Genomic DNA, 21482 nt, shown 5'->3' with positions numbered 1-21482 from the left:
TACCCAAGCGAAAACGGAAGTGCTGTTTAGGGGGTTAAGTTATGAAGATTTAATTACTTAAGCGGTTCTGTCATTTAGTTTTTGTGCTATTCAATATCGTTTGATATTCGCCGCTGTGTATTATTTTTTGCATGCCATCGTTAAAGATCTTCAGGAGCTTTTCAGAGGTCGGTTTAGTTCTGGGAAATAGCAGATGTAGCGTTCCAGTCATTAGCGGGGTGGAGTGATAACTGAGTACGTGTTTATCATTGGGATATTCTTGCTCCAACAAATAATTGGCTGGGAGCAGGCCCATTGGAAACAAGTCAATTCGGCCTTTTATCAGCATGGACAGGTTTTGCTCATCGCGTGTCATGATGCTGATATTGAGTAGTCCAGTACTGGCAAGCTGCCAAAATTCTTGTGTATAGCTGTAGCCTCGGGTAGCACCAATGCGATATTTATCTAACTCTTCTAGCCTTTGCCATGGCGGTATTGGATTGTTTTTATTATAAAAAAAGACCGCTGTTTCTTCATATAGAGCTGTGCTGCACAGATAGTCGCGCTGTCTTTCAGTGGTACAGAACCAATATGCAGATGCATCATAGCGCACTTTCTCTGACTCTTTGAAACTGCGCGCCCACGGCATAAATACAAACTTCACTTTTATCCCCTGCTGCGCAAACGCTTTGCGAATGATTTGCGGCACGAGCCCTTGTTCGACAAGTTGAGCCCCTGAATAAGGCGGGTACTCACCTATGGTGATCGTCAATGTTTGCGCATAGCTTGTATGGCAGCCTGCAAAATAGACTAAAATAGCGAGGATCAAAGGGCGTGTTTGTCGCTTTATTTTCATCATAAGTTGAATACGCTATGTGTTTGGGTTGGTTGCAGTGAGTGCTGCCATTAAGTCTTGTTGTGTAAACGGTTTGGTTAAATACCCATCAGCGCCTAATTCAAGGCACTTTTGCTGAGTGGCTTCGTACGCATCAGCGGACAACATGATGATCCGAGTTGACTCTGTGAGCGACATGGTATTTAGCAAGGCGAGTACTTCGTAACCATTCATTTTTGGCATATTAATATCGAGCAAAATCAAGTCGAATTGTTCAGATTTATTAATTACTTGAAGCGCTTCATAGCCATCGGAAGCTTGCTCAATTGTAGTGCAGAATGCAGCAAGCATTTTGTTGGTAATGACCAAGTTTAGAGCGTTGTCATCAACCACGAGCACCCGTTCAATAGTGGGCATATTAAACTCTGACAGAGTGGGGGCAGGTTCCTGTTGTGGCTGCATTTTATCAGCTGGCATGGTGATATGTACTTGCGTGCCTACTCCTAGCTGAGACTCAAATTTCAGTTGATAGTTTAATAGTTCACACAGTTGCGCGACGACCTCAAGCCCTAATCCACTGCCACTTACCATGTCTTCATAAGAGTTAACTTCTTGCTTGTATGCTTGAAAAATGGTGTCGACGTCTTTGATGCCGACTCCGGTATCAATGACGGAAATAGTGCAAGTATGTGCTTTTAGCGTAGCACTTAACGTCACTGACCCTGACTTGGTGTATTTGATTGCGTTGCTGACCAAGTTGCTCAAAACCTGTGTTAGACGCACTTTGTCTGTTTTTACAAAGACATGTTGGGCGTTATTGGTATCGATTTCCAGTGTTAAGTTTTTCTCTTTGGCTGCTGCATCGTATAACTCATGGATATGACTAAATACGCTACCTAAAGCGACTTTTTCTATGCTTGTTGAGAGCTTTTCAGCATCTAGTTTTGCCAGTGTTAAAATGTCATTGAGCAAGGATTGTAGTTGCTCACCACAGCTTAATATGGTGCTAATATCTTGTGCTATTTTTTCGTTGTTAACTGCACTTTTAAGGGTGCCTGCGATACCTAAAATGCCAAATAGCGGAGTGCGGATCTCGTGAGACATACGAGCAAAAAAACGCTCTCTGGCTTCAAGTGCTTCTATTGCACGGCGCTCGCTTTCTTTAATTTCTGTGATATCAATATGCGCCCCGATCATTCTAATTGGGTGATTGTTGTCATCTCGTATGATAAGGCCACGACAACGGATCCAAATTGTTTTTCCTGTTGCATGTGTATAACGAACGATTTGGTCGTAGGGGTAGCTGGGGTCGGCTTTGTGCTTTTCGAAGTTTTCAAGTGCTAACTTGAGGTCGTCTTGGTTGATGATATTTTGCCATTCAGATACTTCATGTTTTTTGGTGTTTGGGTCATATCCTAAGGTTTGCCAGAGTTTTGGGCTCATCCATTCTTCTACCGGGTTTTCAAGATCCCAATACCAAAAGCCATCAAGAGCTGATCCAGCCACAAAATCGAAAATTTCTGGGTGTTTTTGTAGCTTTGCGTACAGTTCCTTTTCTAGTCTGTGCACAAGGCCCCTCCAAAGTTAGACTAGTTGCTAGTACTAGTATAGTCACAACATAATTTGGCTGCGTGACTATTGCATGTTTAATATACAGTGAGACCGGGCCTCACCTCAATATATTGCATGTTGGCTGATTACAAGGAAATTTGCGTAAAACTGCCATATAAATATCATTTTTCTCTTGTACAGTGGGCTTTATTAAAGTATGCTGACCAACTTGCTTATGAAACTCACAAAAATAAGCAGTAATATGTCTTACCTTGATCCAGTCAGTCATAGTTTTAAAGTTAGCGCCTTACTGCGTCTGTTTTGAAATTATCAATTGTGCAATCATGCAATGCCATGGTTATAAATGCCGCCACCAAGTGGGGCAACGATTCAGCAGACCTTAATAAGGCATCATGTAAATAAATATCCGTGCAGCAATACCCTGCAATGAGATATTAAAGTTAAAAATGAGCGTTTTATTATGTCTTACTTATACCAAGGACAGCAGGTAGCGATCACGTTGCCGGTCCATTCAATTTCTATGAATAAATGCCGCATGGCTGTTAAACATCAAGATGGCTTAAGCTATATTGATTTTGCCAATTCTGCCGATGCAAAAGGCTTTCTAAACTGGCTGGGTAGCGCGAACTAACCCAGCAAACCCTTGCTTTGTTGGCACTGTGTTGTATCCAACAAGCCATTTATGGTTTTTCGCAAAGCGGTTTCAGGCATAAAGCCAATATGATAGGTCACGAGCGTACCTTCGCTATCCAAAATAAATAATTGGGGTGTACTTTTCACCGTCAGAGACTGAGATAACCTACTTGGAAAAGTGGTTATGGCAAACGGGCTCTGGTAGCGCTTCATTTCTCTTTTCAATGAATGTTTGTCACCGCCAGTTGCCATCATCATGGCTGCGAATTTCTGACAGTGTTTTGGTTGTTGCTCAATCATACGAGCGATTAACTTATGCTGCTTTTTACACCAGCTACACTGAGGTTGCACCAGTAAGAGAGCTAAAACTTGACCGCGATATGCTGCCAGCGTTGAAGGTGCGTTCGGTGTTATCGGGGTGAGTTTAAGCTGATAGAAAGGGCTTGATGCCATGGCGCCCATTGGTGCCAACAGCAATATCACCAACACACAAAGGTGTTTAAAAGTCATAATCAAACCCTAAATACGCAAGCCGACCTCGCATCGGAGCGTAGATAAAGGTGACGTCATAACCCCCTTCGCTATCAAACAAAAGCGGTGACTCTTCGTCGGCTGCTTGGTTGTAATCAAGCGCATTGTTCATACCTACATAGAGTTTAATATCCTCAGAAAGTGCATAGCTGACTTTAAAATCCAATATGCCGTAACTTGATACGTCAGTTTTTTTAGCGTGTTGCGCTTGTGTATCATTAAACCCTTCATACCCATAGTCACTCAAATTGCGACTCGGTACAAAAAGGTAGTTTGCGTTCACAGTCCAATTTGCCTGTGCAAATTCAAGATTCATGCTGGCGCGCTTTTCTGTTGGCGCAATGCCAAAAGACGACTTAAAGGCGTCATTGTAGCGATAGTTTTCAATACTGGCGCCCAGTTGCAGTTGCTCCAGTAACTGATAGCTCACAGCGAGATCCCAAGCCCACACATCTGCTTGTTCCGTCAGCTGTCCAAGCACAGGTGTGCCCGCCTCATTGTGGGAGAGTGATGCCAAGTTATCTACTTGGGTATATGCCACAGACAGAGTTGCGTTGATCTTATCTGCGCTGTGGTTGAGTGAATAGTTGTAGCCAGTTGAGCGTTCAACCTCGTGTACATCCACGAGGTATCCTTTTTCGGCATCTAAAATTCCATGATCACTTTCAAAGAAAGACAAAGGGGCGCGATAGCCTTGGCCTATAGACAAGCGAGAAATCCAATTTTCGTGATGAAACCAGCGCATATCGATACGCGGTGAAACCAGCGTTTCATCTATTTCGTCATCGCTGGTTTGGTTAGCGATAAAATCCGCGGTGATGCGATCAAATCTAACTGCCAGCGCTAGCTCAAAATCAATGGAGGGAGTGTATGTCTCTTGGATGTACAAACCAGACACGGTGTAATCGAAACTATCAGACATATACAGTGGGTTATCTGCGAGCGCGGCACTGTGGCTGCGCATTTGCTCATCGCGGTTATCCATACCTACGGTGATAAGGTGCTGATCGTTTATGGCATAGTATAATTTTGCCGCGAAAAACTGCATATCATCTTTGGCCCAATAGTCGATGCTTTCATAAAAAGAATCTTGGATGTGTTCAACGTTGGCATAGCTGATATCCAGCGTCAGCTGATCATTGATGCTGTGTAAAATGGAAAACAGCCACTCCTCTCTTTGCGTATCGACCCACTCTGCGGTTTCCCAAGGGTGGCCAGTATATCGGCCATCCACAGTGTTATCAGAGAATAAGTTTGCCGCTTCGCCGCGAGTTACACTGGCAAGTGTTTCTGCAATTGAGCTGGTGGTATCGCCTAGTACAGGGCCGCCAAAGACTTCGGAGATACTGCGCCCATAGCGGATTTTGATAGAAGTATCTAAAGACAGGTCATGACTTAGGGTAATGGCTATAGATTGGTTGTCGAGTAACGGTGATTCGCTGACGCCATTGTTGTCTCCATCAAATTGATCGCGAGTGTCCTGTTGAGCAATGGCACTGATGGCACTGTGTTCATCTTCACTGATGCCCATTGCAACCATGGAAACTTTTCTGTATCCCTGATTACCTGTTGCCATTTCCAGCTCAGCCGCATTTTTACTGGGTTTTTGCGAGACTAAATTGACTGTACCGCCTATTGCTTCAGGCGCGGTGAGCGATGCACCTGCGCCTCGCGCGATTTCAATGGTGCCAATCCCCGCCGTAGCAACACTGTCCATACCGTAAAAACCAGACAGCATGGTATGCATGGGAACACCATCGACAAGAACATTGGTGTGCTCGCCTTTCATACCGTTGATCATAACGCGCTTTGCGCCACACATTGAGCACTCGTTTGATACTCGTATCCCGAGCGCTTTATCTATTGCTTCCGTTAAATTCGAAGCCTGCATATTTTTTAATTGCTCAGCATCAATCAGTTCTGTTTTCGCGATGCTGTCTTTCAGTATACCGCGTGATTGAAGGCGTGCTTGTACGCCCTGTACTTCAATGTGCTCAAGAGCATTTTGATCAGTTGATTTTGCCAATGCAGCAGGACTGCTTAGCAGGGTGGTCGCCAAGAGAGAAGGATACAGATAATTCACGTGTTGTTATTTTATGCATGATAATGATTATCATTTATATTAAGCTTTTATCACTTTAGACTGCAAGCAATAATTTATTTTATTGTTGTGATTAGAATGTTCTTTTGTAGGTCTAGATAAGCATAAAAACAGAAAAATCCGTATTTTTTACTGGACTTAAATTGGCGTTGGCACAATTTAAGCCCTAAATTTACTAAGCGGATGTGACGAAAAGGTGAATGAATGAACTTTTTAGCGGGGCTGACGATACGACAGCGACTTTCAGTTGGATATGGCGCAATTTTATGTTTGATGATCATATTGACTGGGATAGGTATTAAGGATGTCAACTTTATTGATGATACCTTGGCACAAATGACCGATGTCAATTCGGTAAAGCAACGTTATGCAATTAATTTTAGAGGCAGCGTGCACGATACGGCGATTGCCATTCGCGATGTGGCTATTACTAACTCCGATGCTGAATTAAGCCAGTTCGAACGAGAAATCGCAGAACTAGAACGCTTTTACGTCGACGCGGAAAACAACATGGCACAGATGAAATCTCAGGGTGTGCCATTTAACGATAATGAGCGGCGAATATTGAAAAGCATCTCAGATATCAAAGTCACGACGCGCCCCTTGGTTGCGCAAATTATTGCTGACAAACGTGCGGGTGACAATGTCGATGAGGTGGTTTTACAGCAAGCGCGCCCCGCTTTTATAACCTGGCTAGCACGCATTAATGAGTTTATTGACTATCAAGAAGAGGCCAATCAAATTGCAACGCCAGAAGCGCGTGCAGTGGCCGGGGGCTTTGGCCAGTTTATGGTTGGCGCTACTTTACTGGCAATCGCGGTGAGTGTGTTTATTGGCTTAATGATTGCCAAAAGTATTCGTGAAGCACTCGGAGGAGAGGTGCGTCAGGCTGAAAAGGCGCTTTCTGCGATTTCGCAAGGTGACCTTACTCAGAGCATGTCGACGGATTACCCCAACAGTATGTTGTCTAAATTGTTTGATATGAAACTGCAACTAACGGAAATCGTATCAAAGATTGTAGGTGGATCGGCTGACTTAGCAGAGCAAGCCAAGGTGGTTTCTACGGGCTCTGATAATATTTATGCTGCGGCGCAGCAGCAAGCGTCATTGACGCAGCAGACTGTTGTACGGCTGGAGAATTTACGTAGCAGTATCGATCATGTCAGTGAGTTGACGACAAAAACGGAAGAAAACTCGGAGTCGACCGTTGAGTTTGCAGACAAAGGTCGTGATGCGATAGCAGCGAGTGCAGCAGAGATTGTGAAGATTGCCGAAACCGTCAATGGCACGGTTGCACAAATTAAAAAACTAGAGGCCAATACAGAACAAATTGGTGGTATCGCCAATGTGATCAGTGGTATTTCAGAACAAACCAACTTATTGGCACTCAATGCTGCCATTGAAGCTGCGCGTGCCGGAGAATCAGGGCGCGGTTTTGCTGTGGTGGCGGATGAAGTCAGACAGCTTGCCAAACGCACCGGGGAAGCAACGGCACAAATAGAGGCCATGATAGGGGAAATCCAAAAAGAAACATCAGCTTCTGTTGAAGCCATGGAGCAGACCCAGCCTCAAGTCGAAAATGGTAAAGCCTTGATCCAGCAAGCTACTGAGTTGTTGCAAAGTATTGATGCCCAAGCCAGTGATTCATTGCAGCGAGTTCGAGAAGTCGTACAAGCAAGTACCGAGCAAGTGGGCGCAATCTCTGAAGTATCAGAGGCGATGAATTCTATCGCGGCGATGTCTGATAACGCCATTGAAGTGACTGAAACCAATCGAGATGCAACACAAAAACTGGATGCGTTATCGGCAGGTATGCGCAGTGCCATCGGCTTTTTTAAAGTGCGTTAGTCATATTTGAGTTTATGAGTGCAAAAAGGCGGTTGCGCTTGCGAGTCTTATTCGGTTTGGAGAGTCAGGTAACATGTTTCAACTTGTCTACATCAGCAAGGCGAAAAAGCGATTTACTGAACAGGAGCTGTTGAAGATGATGTCACAGTTTCGTCAACGCAATGCAGCCAATGGTATTACTGGGTTGCTGCTGTATGACGGCAAAGGCACCTTTGTCCAATTGTTGGAGGGGGAGGCCGCGTCTGTGAGTGCACTATATGCGTGCATTTGCCGAGACCCACGCCATGAAAGAGTAAACAAGTTACATGAGCAGTATGTTGAACAACGTCTGTTTGCGCAGTGGCAAATGGGTTTCAGGTGTGTTGAAAGTTGTGACATTGATAAACACGAAGGTATGTCAGAGTTTTTGAATCAACAAGACAGTTACGGTTATTTAGAGCATAACCCCGAGTTTTCTATTCAGTTACTCCACTATTTTAAACAGTGTTGATGAGGCTGATATTGCTTAACAAACTAAAAGGTGTTGATTATGAATCAACTAAAAATTGCACATAGAATATATTTCATGAGTGCTATTCAGCTTGCGATGTTGTTGTTGGTGAGTGGAATAGCTTTAGTGCAAATGGCTAAAATTGGCTATGAGCTAATTGATATAGCGGAGGAAGACATCCCCTTAAATAACTTCCTTACGCAGATAACGGAACATCAATTAGAGCAGGCCATTTTATTAGAGCGCATGTTGTTATATAAATCTTTGGCTGATGCCAATCACCCAGGGTATGACACAAAAGTTCAGCAATTGTCATTAAAATTGTCTGATTCAGTGGAAAAGGTCGATAAAGAAATCAAAGATACACGGGCTTTTGCCACCAAAGCAATTACTTTGGCGCACTCACAAGAAGCGGCCAAGAAATTTCAGCAGGTACAACAGGAGCTTGATGTCATAAACAAGCATTATGCGCAAGCTAGCAGAGATATAACTGCGTTAATGCAACAGCTAACACAGCAGCCTTTGATTGAACTTATGCCTTTGGTGAAGCAAATCGAGGCAGAAGAAGATCAGTTAAAAGATGAATTGATAGCCGTGTTGGCAGATGTTCAGGAGTTCACTCAAAAAGCGACGCTACAAGCGGAGCACGACGAAATTTTGGCCATTAAATTGATTTCTGTTGCAGCTGTATTTGCCATTGTTGTGGCCATAGCCTCCGCACTGCTGATAGGTCGCTCTATCACACAGCCGTTAGCGGCATTGATTGTAAGGTTAAAGTCAATTGCCAGCGGTGACGGCGATCTGACCGTGATGTTGGATGACTCAGCAAAAGATGAGACTGGCGTTATGGCCAAAGAGTTTAACAAATTTGTCTCAGGTCTAAGGGAAACCATTCAAAGTACCAATGAAGTGGTGAAAAGTTTGGGTAGCTCATCGGAGCTGGCAATGAATGTGATGCGTCAAACTGAGCAAAGTGTCACGGAGCAAAAGCAGCAAACAGAGATGGTTGCCGCGGCTGTATACGAGATGACCACCACCACCCAAGACATGTCAAAAAGCACGGCCCACGCCGCTGAAGCAACAGCACAAGTGCGTGAAAAAGTGAATGCCGGTAAGAGTATTGCCACTCAGACCAATCAAATTATTGAGAATCTAGTGACTGAGCTTAATTTAGCTTCCGATGACATCGGTGAATTAGTCGAAGAGACCAACAACATAAGCTCGGTATTAGAAGCGATACAAAGTATTTCAGAGCAAACCAATTTATTGGCACTTAACGCGGCGATTGAAGCTGCCAGGGCGGGTGAAACAGGGCGTGGTTTTGCGGTCGTTGCGGATGAAGTTCGGACCTTGGCAACACGCACTCAGTCGTCAACAGCCGATATTCAAGATTTACTTGAACGACTCAAAACAGAGGCTAATAAAGTCGTGAGCAGTATGGAAAAAGGCAAAACGAGCGCGCATAACTGCTATCAAAAAAGTGAGCAGACACAGCAAATGTTGGACTCAGCTTCAGATGCAATAGAGCAAATCAATGATTTAAATACTCAAATTGCAACAGCGACTGAGCAGCAATCGATGGTGGCAGTTGATATTGATAAAAATATAAACAATATCAATGAATTGGCAAAGGAAACCGCGCAGGGGGCAAGTGAAACCGCCGACGCGAATCACAATATAGCCAAGCGTATTATTGACTTGCATACCAATTTTAATCGCTTTGTCACCGACTAGGCAGGAAAATTTATCGATTTGTCATTTTATATTCACCAAGCGCTTTTTATAGTGAAAAAAAGCAATGTAGGAATTTGAACAATGAATGACAGCAAAGCGGGCCATATTGCATTGGTATGCATCGTTTGCTTACTACTAGATCAAGGCTCAAAGTGGTGGGCCAGTGACAACCTTGTAGCTTGGCAAATGACCAGTTACTTAGGCGATATGGTGCGCATTGGTTACACCGAAAACCTAGGTGTCTTTTTGTCGGTAGGCGCTGGTTTCTCTCCTGAGCAGCGAATGGTGCTATTTATTGGTGTAGTCGGTCTATTTTTATTGGCATTACTGAGTTATATGGTTGAAAGCCGAGATCTGTCCAAGTTGCAATTAACTTCTTTGTCTTTAATTTTTGCTGGTGGTATTGGTAACTTGCTTGACCGTATTTTTAATCACGGTGCGGTGATTGATTTTATCAATTTAGGGATTGGCTCTATCCGTACGGGAATTTTTAACATCGCTGATGTTGTTATTTTGATTGGGGCGATGATGATTATATTGTGTACCCCCTTTCAATCTGCGCAGCTAAAGTGATACTTGACGGCATCGCAGTCATCTGTTTTGCACTGTCGTAAATGTCCAATTTTTTCTTTGTTGTTTCATCGTAAGCTCTTGTTGTCGAAAAAATAAGGAGTAAGCGATGATTTCACGTACACAACTATATTCTAACTATCCATTTATTCACACCGCGTTAGCCCAGCTGGGAGAGCCTGCCGAGCAGTCTCTTCCTGAAGCTACGGTTCACCTAATTCGACTCTATGTATCGAACATCAATGGGTGTCAATTTTGCCAAGAGATGCATGACGAAGCACTCAAAAAAAGTGCACCTTCGAAGTTGTATGAACGATACAAAGTAGCGTTATCGAATTCTGATTTATCGTCCCTAGAGGCGTTTGACCAAGCTGCGTTGTTGTTGGCAAACAGAGTGACTTCGGCGTCCTCCTGTGAGCTTGATAAATGCTTTCAACAACTATTGAGTGAATCACAGCAGTTGGCGATTATTGGCTTAGCATTGCAAATTAACAATTGGAATCGTATCGCGATAGGCCTTAATCTTTAACCTGCAATGACAACTGGGCTAGATCAGAAATGTTGTTGTTATAAACCTGTTTAATTTTGAGCGGATTTAAATGGCACCAAGTGTTGCTGCTGAGATCTTTATAGCTAAAACTAGCTTGGCCAGTTCGCCAGTTGTCATTCAGCAGCATATCCAGTTTGATATAGTGACATGATACGCCTTGACGTGGTGTACATACCTGAGGTTGCTGGCCAAGTAAAGTGATAGCGATACACTGTGAACCTGACGACTGCTGATAGTGAAATTCACCATTAAGGTGAAACATGAGGTCGGTATAATCACTTTGTGTAAGGTGTACTTTAGCGCGCCCAGAAATGGTTTTATCTCCTACGTAAACAAGCAGAGAGATTTGGCAAATTGGCTTAGCCGTATCATTACCAAGTATATAATTGGCTAGAAAAAGTCCGTTAATACCGCAAGATGTTGACAGCATGCCAGCCCCTTAACTGAGTTTACTATCTAGACTGCTGCACATATTGCTGCAGTCTATTCAATTATTGTTACTCTAGATTGGGCAGTGGGTTTATGCCATTACAGCTAATTACAGTATTATTTATGTAAGTGTGTATTTACAAACTTATAGAGCGTAAACATAGATAAATGCAGCGGGTGCGGCAAACCCGGCAATCACTAACCATCCCCGAGGTCCTAGCACTCCGCGTTTACCTTTGATCATAAATAAAGACGACAATGCTAAGTAAATGAGCAAGATTGCATAAAAATCTGAAAACCACATCCAAGCGGCACGCGCCTCATTGAGGTGTAATGCGTTTAGTTGCCGAAGTAAAAGACGCGGCTTGACTTGCTCCACGATCACCTTATTTTGGTTCGGGTAAAGGTATAGAGTAGACTCCTGTAAAAACAACTTATACGTCGTCTGATCTTGCCAGAAACGGGCTTTGATGGTGTCGTCCAATGCCAATTTTTGCAGTAGTCGGGATTCAAAAGACTGACTCTCTAACTCTGAATTTTTTAGTTGCACAGAGTGAGTTGTGCGCGAAACTTGATAGTTGGAATTGAACTGATGGATATGATTGAGTGCTATTCCTGAGATTGCAAATACGAGGGTCATGCCAATACAAAAATAGCCAATATCTCTGTGCAAGCTGCGATTGAGTTTGAACCATGACATTATGCAGGTTAGTCCTCAATGGTCACTGCTGTAGGAATGAAAAGGTGCATTACCTCTGGAGTATCAACTGGGCTTAGGTTTTGTGCAGTGCGCTTTTGGTTGGTTTGTTCAAGGGTCAGTGGCTTTATTTTCAATGTACCGGTAGCGTAGGCTGTTTTTCCTTGCGCTGTCATTGGAAAAACCATGTCTCCATCGCGCACTTTCACTCTTAAAGATTGAAACTTTTGATCGCTGGCAAGTTGCATCCAGCAACCACGTTTTTTGCAGACTCTCGTGATAGTACCTTGGATCGTAGCAGTTTGAGTTGTATACCTTTGCGCATCGCTCAGTAACTGAGAAATGCTCACCAATTTACTTTTGTCCGCACCACCGTTATAAGTTTTACCGATAGCCAATTGGCTAAACATTAATGCACAGACCATCATGGCCAGAGTTGTACCCGCTTTCATATCTTTTCCTTAATCTAAGTGTATATATGGAACAATAAGTTACGACAAAGAGCAACATATTGGAACAGTGCTCACACTAACTTACTAGGTAATTGGTATTGGTTTTATTATAACTTTTAGTTATTTGGTTATTGCTTTCAGTGATTAGTTTAATTATTCTAGCTGCGCATTTCAAATGCGATTTATAATTATTATCATTTGGAGGTATATAAGGACATGAAATTTACACTCTCAGTGCTGCCATTTAGTTTACTTAGCGCGGCAGTTTCGACACAGACGTTTGCCAACTCCTCAAAACCCAATAACATTGATGATGTGATTGAAATTCACGGGCATAAATTATCAGTATTAAATAAAGACGCAGCTGGCTCTGTGACTGCAATGGACAGTGAGGCTATGGCGCGTCGTCAACAAGCTGAACTGACCCAAATATTACGTGAGATCCCCAGCGTTGAGTTAACAGGTAGTGCGGCACCATTAGCTGCACAACCCAGTATCCGAGGCCTTTATGGAGAGCGGATCCACATATCAGTTGACAACGTAAAGAGAAAAATAGAATCGGATGGTGGCCGTAACTTGGCGTCGATCAATAGCTTAGGTGTTGATCCAAGTCAGCTAAAGCAAGTGCAAGTTTTACGTGGTGCTGATTCGCTCACAGTGGGGTCAGGGGCAATTGGTGGTAGTATTCGATTGACGACCAAGGATGCCAGTGACTACTTAGATGGTGCAAAAGGGGTGGGTTCCCACGTTAGCATTACTCATCAAACAAATGGTGACAGTAATCAGAACACAGGCGCTCTTTTCGCACTGTCAAATAATATGGATACCGTATTGCACGTCAGTACTGTGCGCTATTCCGATATCGATGTGGTGGGCAGTGAAAATCTGGGCAGTGATGAGCAAGAGATTGCCGACGCCGCCAAATTGGACACCATTAAAAACGATTCTGAGCGACAAAATATTGCTTTAAAAAATACGTGGTTTATTGGTGAAGCACATAGTGTGCAAAGTAAAATTGACTGGTCTAAAACCCGCTCTGATGATCAACCTTATAACTTAGATGCCAGTTTAGGTCTTAGATACCCAATGTTGTCAAAAGATTTCAATAATGACTACTTAGAAGTCGCTTCAACATATGTATATCAGCCTGACAGTCGCTATGTAGATTTTGATGCTCAATTGGTGTACTCAGATAAAGACTACGAAGAAAAAACAATGGGCTATATCACGCGTCGCGGACAGCAAATCGACTTTTCGGGCAGTGAATTTGGCAGCACTAAACGCTATGGTGCAAGACTGGCTAACCTATTTGACTTAACCGATGCTTTTGACCATCAGGTGGCCGTCGAGTTGAATTATGATTTTGAAAAGTTTAGCCAAACAGAATTCGATGCTGAGCAAATTCAAACATCTGAATACGGTGACAGTGATGCTCAAAATATTTCTCTGTCAGTGATAGATCAAGTGTCATTGGTTGACGACTCCATATTGATCACGGCGGGCATACGGTATGATGGGTATAAACGCAGCAGTGACGTGTACACCCAATATGATGATCATGACGATGATGAACTTTCCAATGAACTCGGTGTGACATTAAAGCTAACCGATTATTTCAACATCTATGTGAAATATGCCGAAGCATTTCGCGCGCCATCGGTACAAGAGCTGTATAAAAAGCGTGAGTGGCGCTGCCATATCGGTGGCAAATTCTGCTACAACGAGCCTCAACCCGACTTAAAACCAGAAGAATCGGAAAATTTAGAGGGCGGCTTTGGTATCTTCTTAGATGACCTTAATTGGGGTGATAAGTTTGAACTGAAAGTACTTCACTTTGATAACAATATCACGAATTTTATCGACAATGTCCCCTTTATGTATTACGTCGATGCGCAGGGGGAAAAACAGCAAGGGTCACCAGGCCCTAAGCCAGCAAATGGTATTCCTGTGGCGACGCACCGTGATTATAGTGCAAAAAACATTGGCAAATTAGTGAGTCGTGGGTGGGAAGTAGAACTTCATTATGAGCTGGGAGCGCTGCGTACCTACCTGGGATATTCAACAATTAATATGGATGCGTATGGTGTTCCAAACTTCTTTTTAGGCACGATAGAGACTGACAAACAACCCTATTCAGAAGCACCTGCGGACAAACTCAATTTAAGCATCCAGTATGCTTTGTTCGATTCTTTAGAGCTTGGTGCACAAATGCTGGCTTATCGGGCTCAGCAGCGTTTAACTGAAGCATATCTTGAACGCGGTTATGGCACGGACTCTTACCAAGTGTATAACTTGACTGCAAAGTTCCAAGGCACAGGTTATTTCTCTGATCTGGTTGTCCGTGCAGGTATCGATAATGTGACAGATGAGCGCTATTTAAGAGCACCAGCGGGGGAAGCGAATGACCCGAGTGAATTAGGACGAAACTACAAGTTGACTTTGAACTATACCTTCTAATTGAAATCTGCTGATATTTGTAGGCGGATCGACTCGGAGAGTTTAATTGCTGGTAACGGGTGGCTGTGAGGGACGTGTGAGAATGTAGGTCAAAGCCAGTATTTCAATGACAGCCACTATTATCAACACATACCAAGGAGCGGTACTAAAACACAGTGCAATATAGCCTATCAGCATACCGATACCTGCTCCCCATTTCCCCTTGGGAGGGACTACTTGATATTCTCGCCATGCGACAAGGGAAGGACCAAATTTGGGATGTGTTAGCAGCCAGTTTTCGAATTTTGGTGATGAGCGTGAAAAGCAGGCAAGTGCTAGGATAAAAAAGATGGTAGTAGGCATCACGGGCAAGGCCATGCCAATAAATCCCAATCCTACAAAAATGATGCCTGCTGCGTGCAACCAGAAACAGCGGTTAAAAAGCTTCTTCATAAATAGCTGTTTCTCCTTGGTTGTATGCGCCGATTTAAAACAATATTCGGCCTGATTGCCTAAATACCGAAGTGGTTATGCAGTATTTTAACAGCAGACGTCTCTCCATTATAGACGAAAAACGTAGTTAATTATCCTAATTAAAAGAGAATATTATTTTGAAAGGCCATAAAAATAGCGTTTGTTTTCATGGCCTTTGAAGATATCTTAGAAGTAGTAACCTATGTTGATATTAAAGCGTCTTTCTACGTCGTCACTTTGTCCTGAAAGTGTACCGCCTACAAAAGGTTGGTTTTTAGCGTGAACCAAGTCAACGTACGAGAAGATAGGGCCTGCGGTGACAGCGACCCCAGTCACATTCATCCATGAATTATTTGATTCATCCGACTTGTTGTAGATGGCACCAAAATCGTTATACAGCTGAAGGTGTGTGATAGGGCCATAGTTAACTGATAAGTTGTAGGCTATATTTACACTGCTCGAGGTTGCTTCGGTTGGCATGGTGTCATAGGTTGCATTAGCTGCTATCGCAATACGCTGCGTTGCATCGAGTTGATAGTCGTATTGGCCATGTTGCAATTGCAGGTTCCAATTGCCAAGGTTGCTGTTCAGGTGCACAGCCCACGCTTGATAATCACCAGCACTATAATTGCCATCATGTAAGCCACCAGATAAAGCAGATACCCCGATTGCTGTTGAGCCTGTTCGGTGTTCTAGATGGTATGCGTAGCGCGCGACAAAGGTGTTTTGTTCAGCTAATTTAGAGGCTGGAGCGTCATAGATACCTTCATCATCGGCGCGAATACCGACAATATCGATAGAGTATCTGTCTTTGCGGTCTTCCACATAGCCGTCAATCCCTCCCAGCTCATCATTTTTGAAAAAGCCTAAGTCTAGTTGCCAATTATCGGCGACTTTTCTTCGCATCACGAGACCCATGTCATAGTCGTCTTCCAGGCCCAAATAATAATTTGGACTCATAAAAAAACTGTGAGAGTTGTAAGGGTCATTACCAAATGGCACTTGTGTTAAGCCGAGCTGTGTTTGCCACTGAGGAGTGATGTCGTAATCAAGGTAGGCATATTTAACAACACTCATATAGTCAAAGAAGCGAATCTCCGCATTGACACCGATGTTGGCAATCTCACCAGACACGTTAAAGCGAAATACATCAAAGTCTAAATCTCCACCGCGGTTTTTAGTATCCTCGTCATAGGAGTTTGTTGAGTAGTTGACACGGATAGCACCGCCAACTTTGATACCGGACTCTGAATTGTCTTTAGCTTCCTCTTCAGCTGCTTGATTATTTTCTAATTGGTGTATTTTTTGCTCTAATTGTGCGAGCTGTTGTTTCAACGCTGACAGTTCACTATTGGCCGAAAATGCATGAGGCGTGGTCACTAATAGCGCGCCACCTAAGGCGATTACTTGTCTAGTACTTCTTGACATTGATTAGACTATCCAGAGGGTGAGAATTAACAAAGGCGCAAGACTAACCCACAATATTTATGTGTGCAAATTGGCGGAAATTGCAAATTTTCATGGTTTGTAATCGGATTGTATCGCAGTGGTAAAAAGGATTGGGGGTTGTCAGGTTATTGCTTAAATTTTGTTACCTTTACGGTCTATTTAGAACGTTCTAGGTGTTACTTTGTTCACAAATTTATTTATTTCTATCAATGTGTTGCTGTGTTCTTTGTAAACGAATCATCAATATTTCGCTAGACGTGTTTTGTACTTTTAAAAAAATCAGTTTTTATTACTTTTTTGGCCAAATCGAGATATTTGGCCACGCGACAAACGACTGTCTAGAAGTAGTATCCAAAATTGAGATTAAAGCGACGCTCTGTGTCGTCACTGTCCCCAGCAATAGAACCGCCGACAAAGGGCTGGTTCTTGGCATTAACAAAATCTAGATAAGAAAAAAATGCCCCTGCGGACATGGACACTCCCGTGACATTCATCCAAGTGTCGCTGCTATTATCTGATTTGTCGTAGATGATGCCGAAATCATTGTAAAACTGCAGCGCATTGATCGGGCCAATCTTTACTTTCATGTTATATGCGACATTAAAGTTAGACATGGTTGCCTCAGCAGCAATAGAGTCATAAAACGCATAAGCACCCACGGCAATGCGGTTGATACCTGCGATATCGTACTCATATTCACCATGTTGCATTTGCAGATTCCATTTACCAATGTTGGCATTTAGGTGCAGCGCCCATGCTTGATATTCTCCTGCTTTTTCAATTCCGTTGTGCAAATCGCCCATGAGGCCTGAGACACCTAACTCCGTTGTGCCGCCTTTGTGTTTAAAATGGTAGCCATATCTACCTGAAAACGTATTGTACTCGCCCAGCGGCTGAGTTGGATCATCGTAGATCCCTTCACTTGCGCCTCTTGCACCCACGATATCATAGGAGTAACGATCGCTTCGCGACTCAACATAGCCATCAACGCCACCGAGCTCATCGTTTTTGAAAAAGCCTACATCCAGCTGCCAATTATCGGCCAGCTTACGCTTGAAGAGTATGCCCATGTCGTGATCGTCTTCTAAGCCGACATAATAAGTGGTACCAAAAAACCAGCTATGTGAATTATATGGCCAATTCCCAAATGGCACTTTGGTCATGCCCACTTGGGCCTGCCAATCTTTTGCAAAGTCATAATATAAATAGGCGTACTTCACCGCTGTCATGTAATCAAAATATCGCCACTCTGCATTAAGTCCAAAGCCACCTATATTGCCGGAAAAGTTCAGACGAAATACATCGAGTTCGAAATCGCCACCGCGATTTTTATTGTCGTCATCATATGAGGTGTGGCTGAGAGTGGTCCTCACGGCACCACCGACCTTGATAGTGGAAGCTGGCTTTTTCTCTTTGGTTTTACGCTTTTGTTGTGCTTCCAGTTTCTCAATTTTCTTTTGCAATTTTAGTAGTTGCTGTTTGAGCTCGGCAAGTTCAGCGTCTGACGCTGCAGCCAGTGCTGGCGTCAGCAGCAAAAGGCAGCTAGCTGCGAGGCGTTTACAATTTGTGAGCGACATTGGGGTATATCCTTAAAAGCAGGCGTATCTGACATAAAGCGTAGTTGAGTATTTGATGCTGTCCATTGCCTTGGTGTGCAACGTGACAGGAATTTTTTAATCTTTTTGTATAGTTGAAGATCAACAACTATATTTTTTGAATGCCCACAGGAAGTTTCATTATGACTATTTCTCAAAAGTTACGCCTTGCATTCATCACCGCGATTGTGGTGCCACTGCTGATTATTGCCGTCATCGTTATTTCTCAAACGAGGCAGCTTGCAGTGGATAAATTTGTAGAAATGAGTAGCAGAGAAGCACAGCAAATTGACAATGGGATTAGCATGTTATTTGAGGAAGTGGCCAAAAATGTGACCTACCTGGCCAGTCACCCAGATGTATTGCAAGGGGGTGATCAAGTGTCGATTTATATAGACAATGGCAGTGCTGAGCAGATGTCACCGGATACAGGAACCTCAGTGGAGCGTCGCCTGTATGAGCTCTACAGGCAATTTGGCTCTTCACATCCTGGCATTTCTTATATTTATTTTGGCAACCCTCAAGGCGGGTATATTCAGTGGCCAAAAGGTCAAGTGAGTGCAAGATATGACCCTCGTGTGCGGCCTTGGTACACCACAGGTAAAGCCAGCGGTGGTCAAACGGCACTGACCAAAGCTTATTATTGGGAACCAGATGACACGGCAATTATTTCAACGGTTAAGGCTGTGCAGTCGGGCGGTGAATTGATTGGTGTGCAAGGAATGGATGTATCACTTAAAGGCTTGACGGACATCATCAAGAGTATTCGGTTAGGTGAGACAGGCTATCTTATGTTGGAAGAGGATAGCGGTACTATCTTGGTGAATGCTAAACATCCAGAATATACTTTCAAACATATTGATGAGGTTGAAAATGGCCTCTACACCGAACTAAATCGTGCCCCTGATGGGCTGTTTGAAATTTCTATAGACGGAGTGGATTTCTTTTCCAATATCTATACCTCGAAAACACTGGGGTGGAAGTTTATCGCATTTGTTGAGCAACAAGAGGTGATGAGCACAGCCAACAAAATGAAAGTGACCATCTTGGTGATCAGTGGGATCTTGGTGGCAATTTTTATTGCCCTTGCAACCTATATCGCGAATTTGCTGTCTGGGCCAATTGTCAATGTGAGTGACGGCCTAACTGCTATTTCCCAAGGTGGAGGGGATCTGACCAAACGATTGCAAGTGTCCACACAAGATGAGACTGGAAAATTAGCAGAGAGCTTTAACCAGTTTTTAAATTTAATTGCGCAACTGGTACAGCAAATCAATCACTGTGCTCAGCAGGTGAATCAAACTGCGTTGACAACCGCAGGACAGGCGGATGAACTGACAGGGTCAACCAGTGCCCAGCAGCAGTCTTTAGAAATGGCGGCGACAGCCATCAATGAAATGGCGGCAACGGCTAATGAAGTGGCATCAAGTTGTGCCAATGCGGCTGAATTGGCGACACAAACTCAGCACGCTTCCGAACTCGGCCAAACCGTGATCACACAAACGGTGGACAGTGTCGCAGAGTTATCCGGTGTAATAAACCGCGCAACCTCAGATATCACCAAACTCGATAGTGAAAGTGAAAATATTATGTCGATTTTGAGTGTAATACGCGGGATAGCAGAGCAAACAAATTTGTTGGCATTAAATGCGGCGATTGAAGCGGCAAGAGCCGGAGAGCATGGTCGTGGTTTCGCTGTGGTCGCAGACGAGGTGCGGGCATTGTCACAGCGTACTTCTGAATCAACAGAGGAAATCGCCTCTCAGTTGGATAAACTGCGTAAAATGACAGAAGGCGTGTCGTCAGACATGACAAATAGCCTAGAAACAACTGAAAAAACAGTTGAACTGACTCACTCTGCGCAAAATCAATTCGTTGAAATTACGCAGTCCATTCAAAATATCAGTGATCTCAATACCCAGATCGCAACTGCGGCAGAAGAACAGCAGCATGTAGCGGAAGATATCAATCGTAACGTGGTCGAGATTAAAAACGCCGCCGACAGTGTCTCTATGATAGCCAGCGATACCTGTGACAATGGTGATAAAATGACGGGCCTTTCTAAGCAACTTACCGAGTTAGTAGGCAAGTTTAAAGTTTAGTTGATAAATTATGCTAACGTGCTGTTATTTTATACAAAATTGTTGAAGATCATTCATAGTGAGCAATTCATGTTTACTCTGTGGAGACGGCTCGGTAATGTAAGGACAGTTGAATAAAATTTAAAGGTGGATCATGGAATTTTCCGACTCAGTAAAATTAGCAAGAACTGATACCGGGCTAGAGTATTTTGAGGTTAATAGCCCCCTGTGTCAGGCAAAAATATTTTTACAAGGTGCGCAAATTACAGAGTTTACCCCGAATGGTAAGAGCGACTTACTGTGGGTGTCGGCAGATGAGGATTATCAAGAAGGAAAATCTGTACGCGGCGGTATCCCAATTTGTTGGCCTTGGTTTGGCGTGCATGAAAACGCAGACTGGCCAGCTCATGGATTTGCACGAAAAATTGTGTGGCGTGCTGAGCAAGTGACTGAAACATCGGAAGCTGTGCGCATTTCACTGTCGCTACCCATGATGCAAGTTGGCAGGGAGTATTGGCCACATGAATCTAAATTGGAAGTCGAATTTATTTTGAGTGAACAATTAGAGGTAAGGCTGACGAACACTAACTTAGGTCAATCACCTTTTTCATTGACACAAGCGCTACATACCTATTTTCCAACCTCCAATATTAAAAACACCACAGTTGACGGTTTGCAAGGGGCAAAATATATCGAGTTTGGTGAAGGGCCTTTTGCGCAATCAGAGCAGGTTGGGTTTGCACGAGAAACCGATATGGTTTACACGCAAGCGGCGCCAGTTCAGTTTATCCATACGCCAGAAGGCACTATTGAAGTTGGCCGTGAAAACTCGACATCTTGTGTACTGTGGAACCCTTGGATTGACAAATCTAAGCGTCTAAGCAATTTTCAAGACGAAGAGTACTTGAGCATGCTGTGTTTAGAAGCTGCTAATGTACTGGAAGATATTGCAACTGTCGAACCTGGTCAAAGTCACACGTTAACTACAACAATACGCTGGTGTTAAACTTTTCCAATTAGCTTGAT

General features: G+C 43.5%; 19 protein-coding genes. 9 read left to right on the top strand and 10 right to left on the bottom strand.

The annotated features are described in order from the left end of the window. Positions 1-70 precede the first annotated feature (70 nt). Together N483_RS08930 and N483_RS08925 are read right to left on the bottom strand one after the other, a co-directional pair. Positions 71-838, bottom strand: a complete 768-nt coding sequence (locus tag N483_RS08930) for a substrate-binding periplasmic protein (protein WP_023400278.1) — start codon at positions 836-838, stop codon at positions 71-73. Between the two features lie 12 nt (positions 839-850). Next, positions 851-2383, bottom strand: coding sequence for a PAS domain-containing hybrid sensor histidine kinase/response regulator (locus N483_RS08925; protein WP_023400277.1), 1533 nt, complete (start codon positions 2381-2383; stop codon positions 851-853). 463 nt (positions 2384-2846) lie between these two features. Here N483_RS08925 and N483_RS27230 point away from each other — a divergent pair, with 463 nt between their 5' ends. Then, complete coding sequence (locus N483_RS27230) at positions 2847-3017, top strand: hypothetical protein (RefSeq protein WP_023400276.1); 171 nt, start codon at positions 2847-2849, stop codon at positions 3015-3017. Here N483_RS27230 and N483_RS08920 read toward each other — a convergent pair. Together N483_RS08920 and N483_RS08915 are read right to left on the bottom strand one after the other, a co-directional pair. Further along, positions 3014-3529 carry a TlpA family protein disulfide reductase gene (locus tag N483_RS08920; RefSeq protein ID WP_023400275.1) on the bottom strand — a complete coding sequence of 172 codons (516 nt, stop codon included), beginning with the start codon at positions 3527-3529 and terminating at the stop codon, positions 3014-3016. The two genes, N483_RS27230 and N483_RS08920, sit on opposite strands and share 4 nt — an antisense overlap. Next, on the bottom strand, positions 3519-5633 hold the full coding sequence (locus N483_RS08915; protein ID WP_023400274.1) for a TonB-dependent receptor plug domain-containing protein: 2115 nt from the start codon (positions 5631-5633) through the stop codon (positions 3519-3521). Before N483_RS08915 ends, N483_RS08920 begins: the two co-directional genes overlap by 11 nt. 222 nt (positions 5634-5855) lie before the next feature. On the opposite strand from N483_RS08915, the gene N483_RS08910 reads away from it, so the two are divergent. From N483_RS08910 to N483_RS08890, 5 genes are all read left to right on the top strand, one after another. Further along, a complete protein-coding gene (locus N483_RS08910; RefSeq protein WP_023400273.1) occupies positions 5856-7499 on the top strand; it encodes a methyl-accepting chemotaxis protein in 1644 nt (547 codons plus the stop codon). A gap of 73 nt (positions 7500-7572) precedes the next feature. Further along, positions 7573-7989, top strand: a complete 417-nt coding sequence (locus N483_RS08905; RefSeq protein WP_052027397.1) for a BLUF domain-containing protein — start codon at positions 7573-7575, stop codon at positions 7987-7989. A gap of 39 nt (positions 7990-8028) precedes the next feature. Continuing rightward, positions 8029-9723, top strand: a complete 1695-nt coding sequence (locus tag N483_RS08900; protein ID WP_023400271.1) for a methyl-accepting chemotaxis protein — start codon at positions 8029-8031, stop codon at positions 9721-9723. Positions 9724-9804: 81 nt separating this feature from the next. After that, positions 9805-10296 carry a signal peptidase II gene (gene lspA, locus N483_RS08895; protein ID WP_023400270.1) on the top strand — a complete coding sequence of 164 codons (492 nt, stop codon included), beginning with the start codon at positions 9805-9807 and terminating at the stop codon, positions 10294-10296. A gap of 106 nt (positions 10297-10402) precedes the next feature. Continuing rightward, positions 10403-10822 carry a carboxymuconolactone decarboxylase family protein gene (locus N483_RS08890; protein ID WP_023400269.1) on the top strand — a complete coding sequence of 140 codons (420 nt, stop codon included), beginning with the start codon at positions 10403-10405 and terminating at the stop codon, positions 10820-10822. Here N483_RS08890 and N483_RS08885 read toward each other — a convergent pair. From N483_RS08885 to N483_RS08875, 3 genes are all read right to left on the bottom strand, one after another. Then, positions 10812-11273: a DUF1842 domain-containing protein gene (locus N483_RS08885; protein ID WP_023400268.1), complete on the bottom strand. Its 462-nt coding sequence runs from the start codon at positions 11271-11273 to the stop codon at positions 10812-10814. The genes N483_RS08890 and N483_RS08885 overlap by 11 nt on opposite strands. A gap of 144 nt (positions 11274-11417) precedes the next feature. After that, on the bottom strand, positions 11418-11972 hold the full coding sequence (locus tag N483_RS08880) for a PepSY-associated TM helix domain-containing protein (protein ID WP_023400267.1): 555 nt from the start codon (positions 11970-11972) through the stop codon (positions 11418-11420). Between the two features lie 8 nt (positions 11973-11980). Beyond that, positions 11981-12421, bottom strand: coding sequence for a DUF4920 domain-containing protein (locus tag N483_RS08875; protein WP_023400266.1), 441 nt, complete (start codon positions 12419-12421; stop codon positions 11981-11983). Positions 12422-12637: 216 nt separating this feature from the next. Between N483_RS08875 and N483_RS08870 the strand changes: the two genes are divergently transcribed. Next, the gene (locus N483_RS08870; protein WP_023400265.1) at positions 12638-14878 is read left to right on the top strand and encodes a TonB-dependent receptor domain-containing protein; all 2241 of its coding nucleotides are present in this window, start codon (positions 12638-12640) and stop codon (positions 14876-14878) included. A gap of 42 nt (positions 14879-14920) precedes the next feature. Here N483_RS08870 and N483_RS08865 read toward each other — a convergent pair whose 3' ends face one another. From N483_RS08865 to N483_RS08855, 3 genes are all read right to left on the bottom strand, one after another. Continuing rightward, complete coding sequence (locus tag N483_RS08865; protein ID WP_023400264.1) at positions 14921-15310, bottom strand: YbaN family protein; 390 nt, start codon at positions 15308-15310, stop codon at positions 14921-14923. A gap of 207 nt (positions 15311-15517) precedes the next feature. Beyond that, positions 15518-16759 (bottom strand): carbohydrate porin, encoded by a 1242-nt coding sequence (locus N483_RS08860; protein WP_023400263.1) that lies wholly within the window; start codon positions 16757-16759, stop codon positions 15518-15520. Between the two features lie 359 nt (positions 16760-17118). After that, on the bottom strand, positions 17119-18357 hold the full coding sequence (locus tag N483_RS08855; protein WP_023400262.1) for a hypothetical protein: 1239 nt from the start codon (positions 18355-18357) through the stop codon (positions 17119-17121). Between the two features lie 161 nt (positions 18358-18518). On the opposite strand from N483_RS08855, the gene N483_RS08850 reads away from it, so the two are divergent. Together N483_RS08850 and N483_RS08845 are read left to right on the top strand one after the other, a co-directional pair. Then, positions 18519-20477, top strand: a complete 1959-nt coding sequence (locus N483_RS08850) for a methyl-accepting chemotaxis protein (protein ID WP_023400261.1) — start codon at positions 18519-18521, stop codon at positions 20475-20477. Between the two features lie 133 nt (positions 20478-20610). Continuing rightward, positions 20611-21462 carry a D-hexose-6-phosphate mutarotase gene (locus N483_RS08845; RefSeq protein WP_023400260.1) on the top strand — a complete coding sequence of 284 codons (852 nt, stop codon included), beginning with the start codon at positions 20611-20613 and terminating at the stop codon, positions 21460-21462. Positions 21463-21482: the final 20 nt, after the last annotated feature.

The organism is Pseudoalteromonas luteoviolacea NCIMB 1944 (assembly GCF_001625565.1).
Classification (GTDB): Bacteria; Pseudomonadota; Gammaproteobacteria; order Enterobacterales; family Alteromonadaceae; genus Pseudoalteromonas; species Pseudoalteromonas luteoviolacea_F.
The sequence above is the reverse complement of the archived record's forward strand: the minus strand, read 5'-3'. Positions and strand labels throughout refer to the sequence as shown.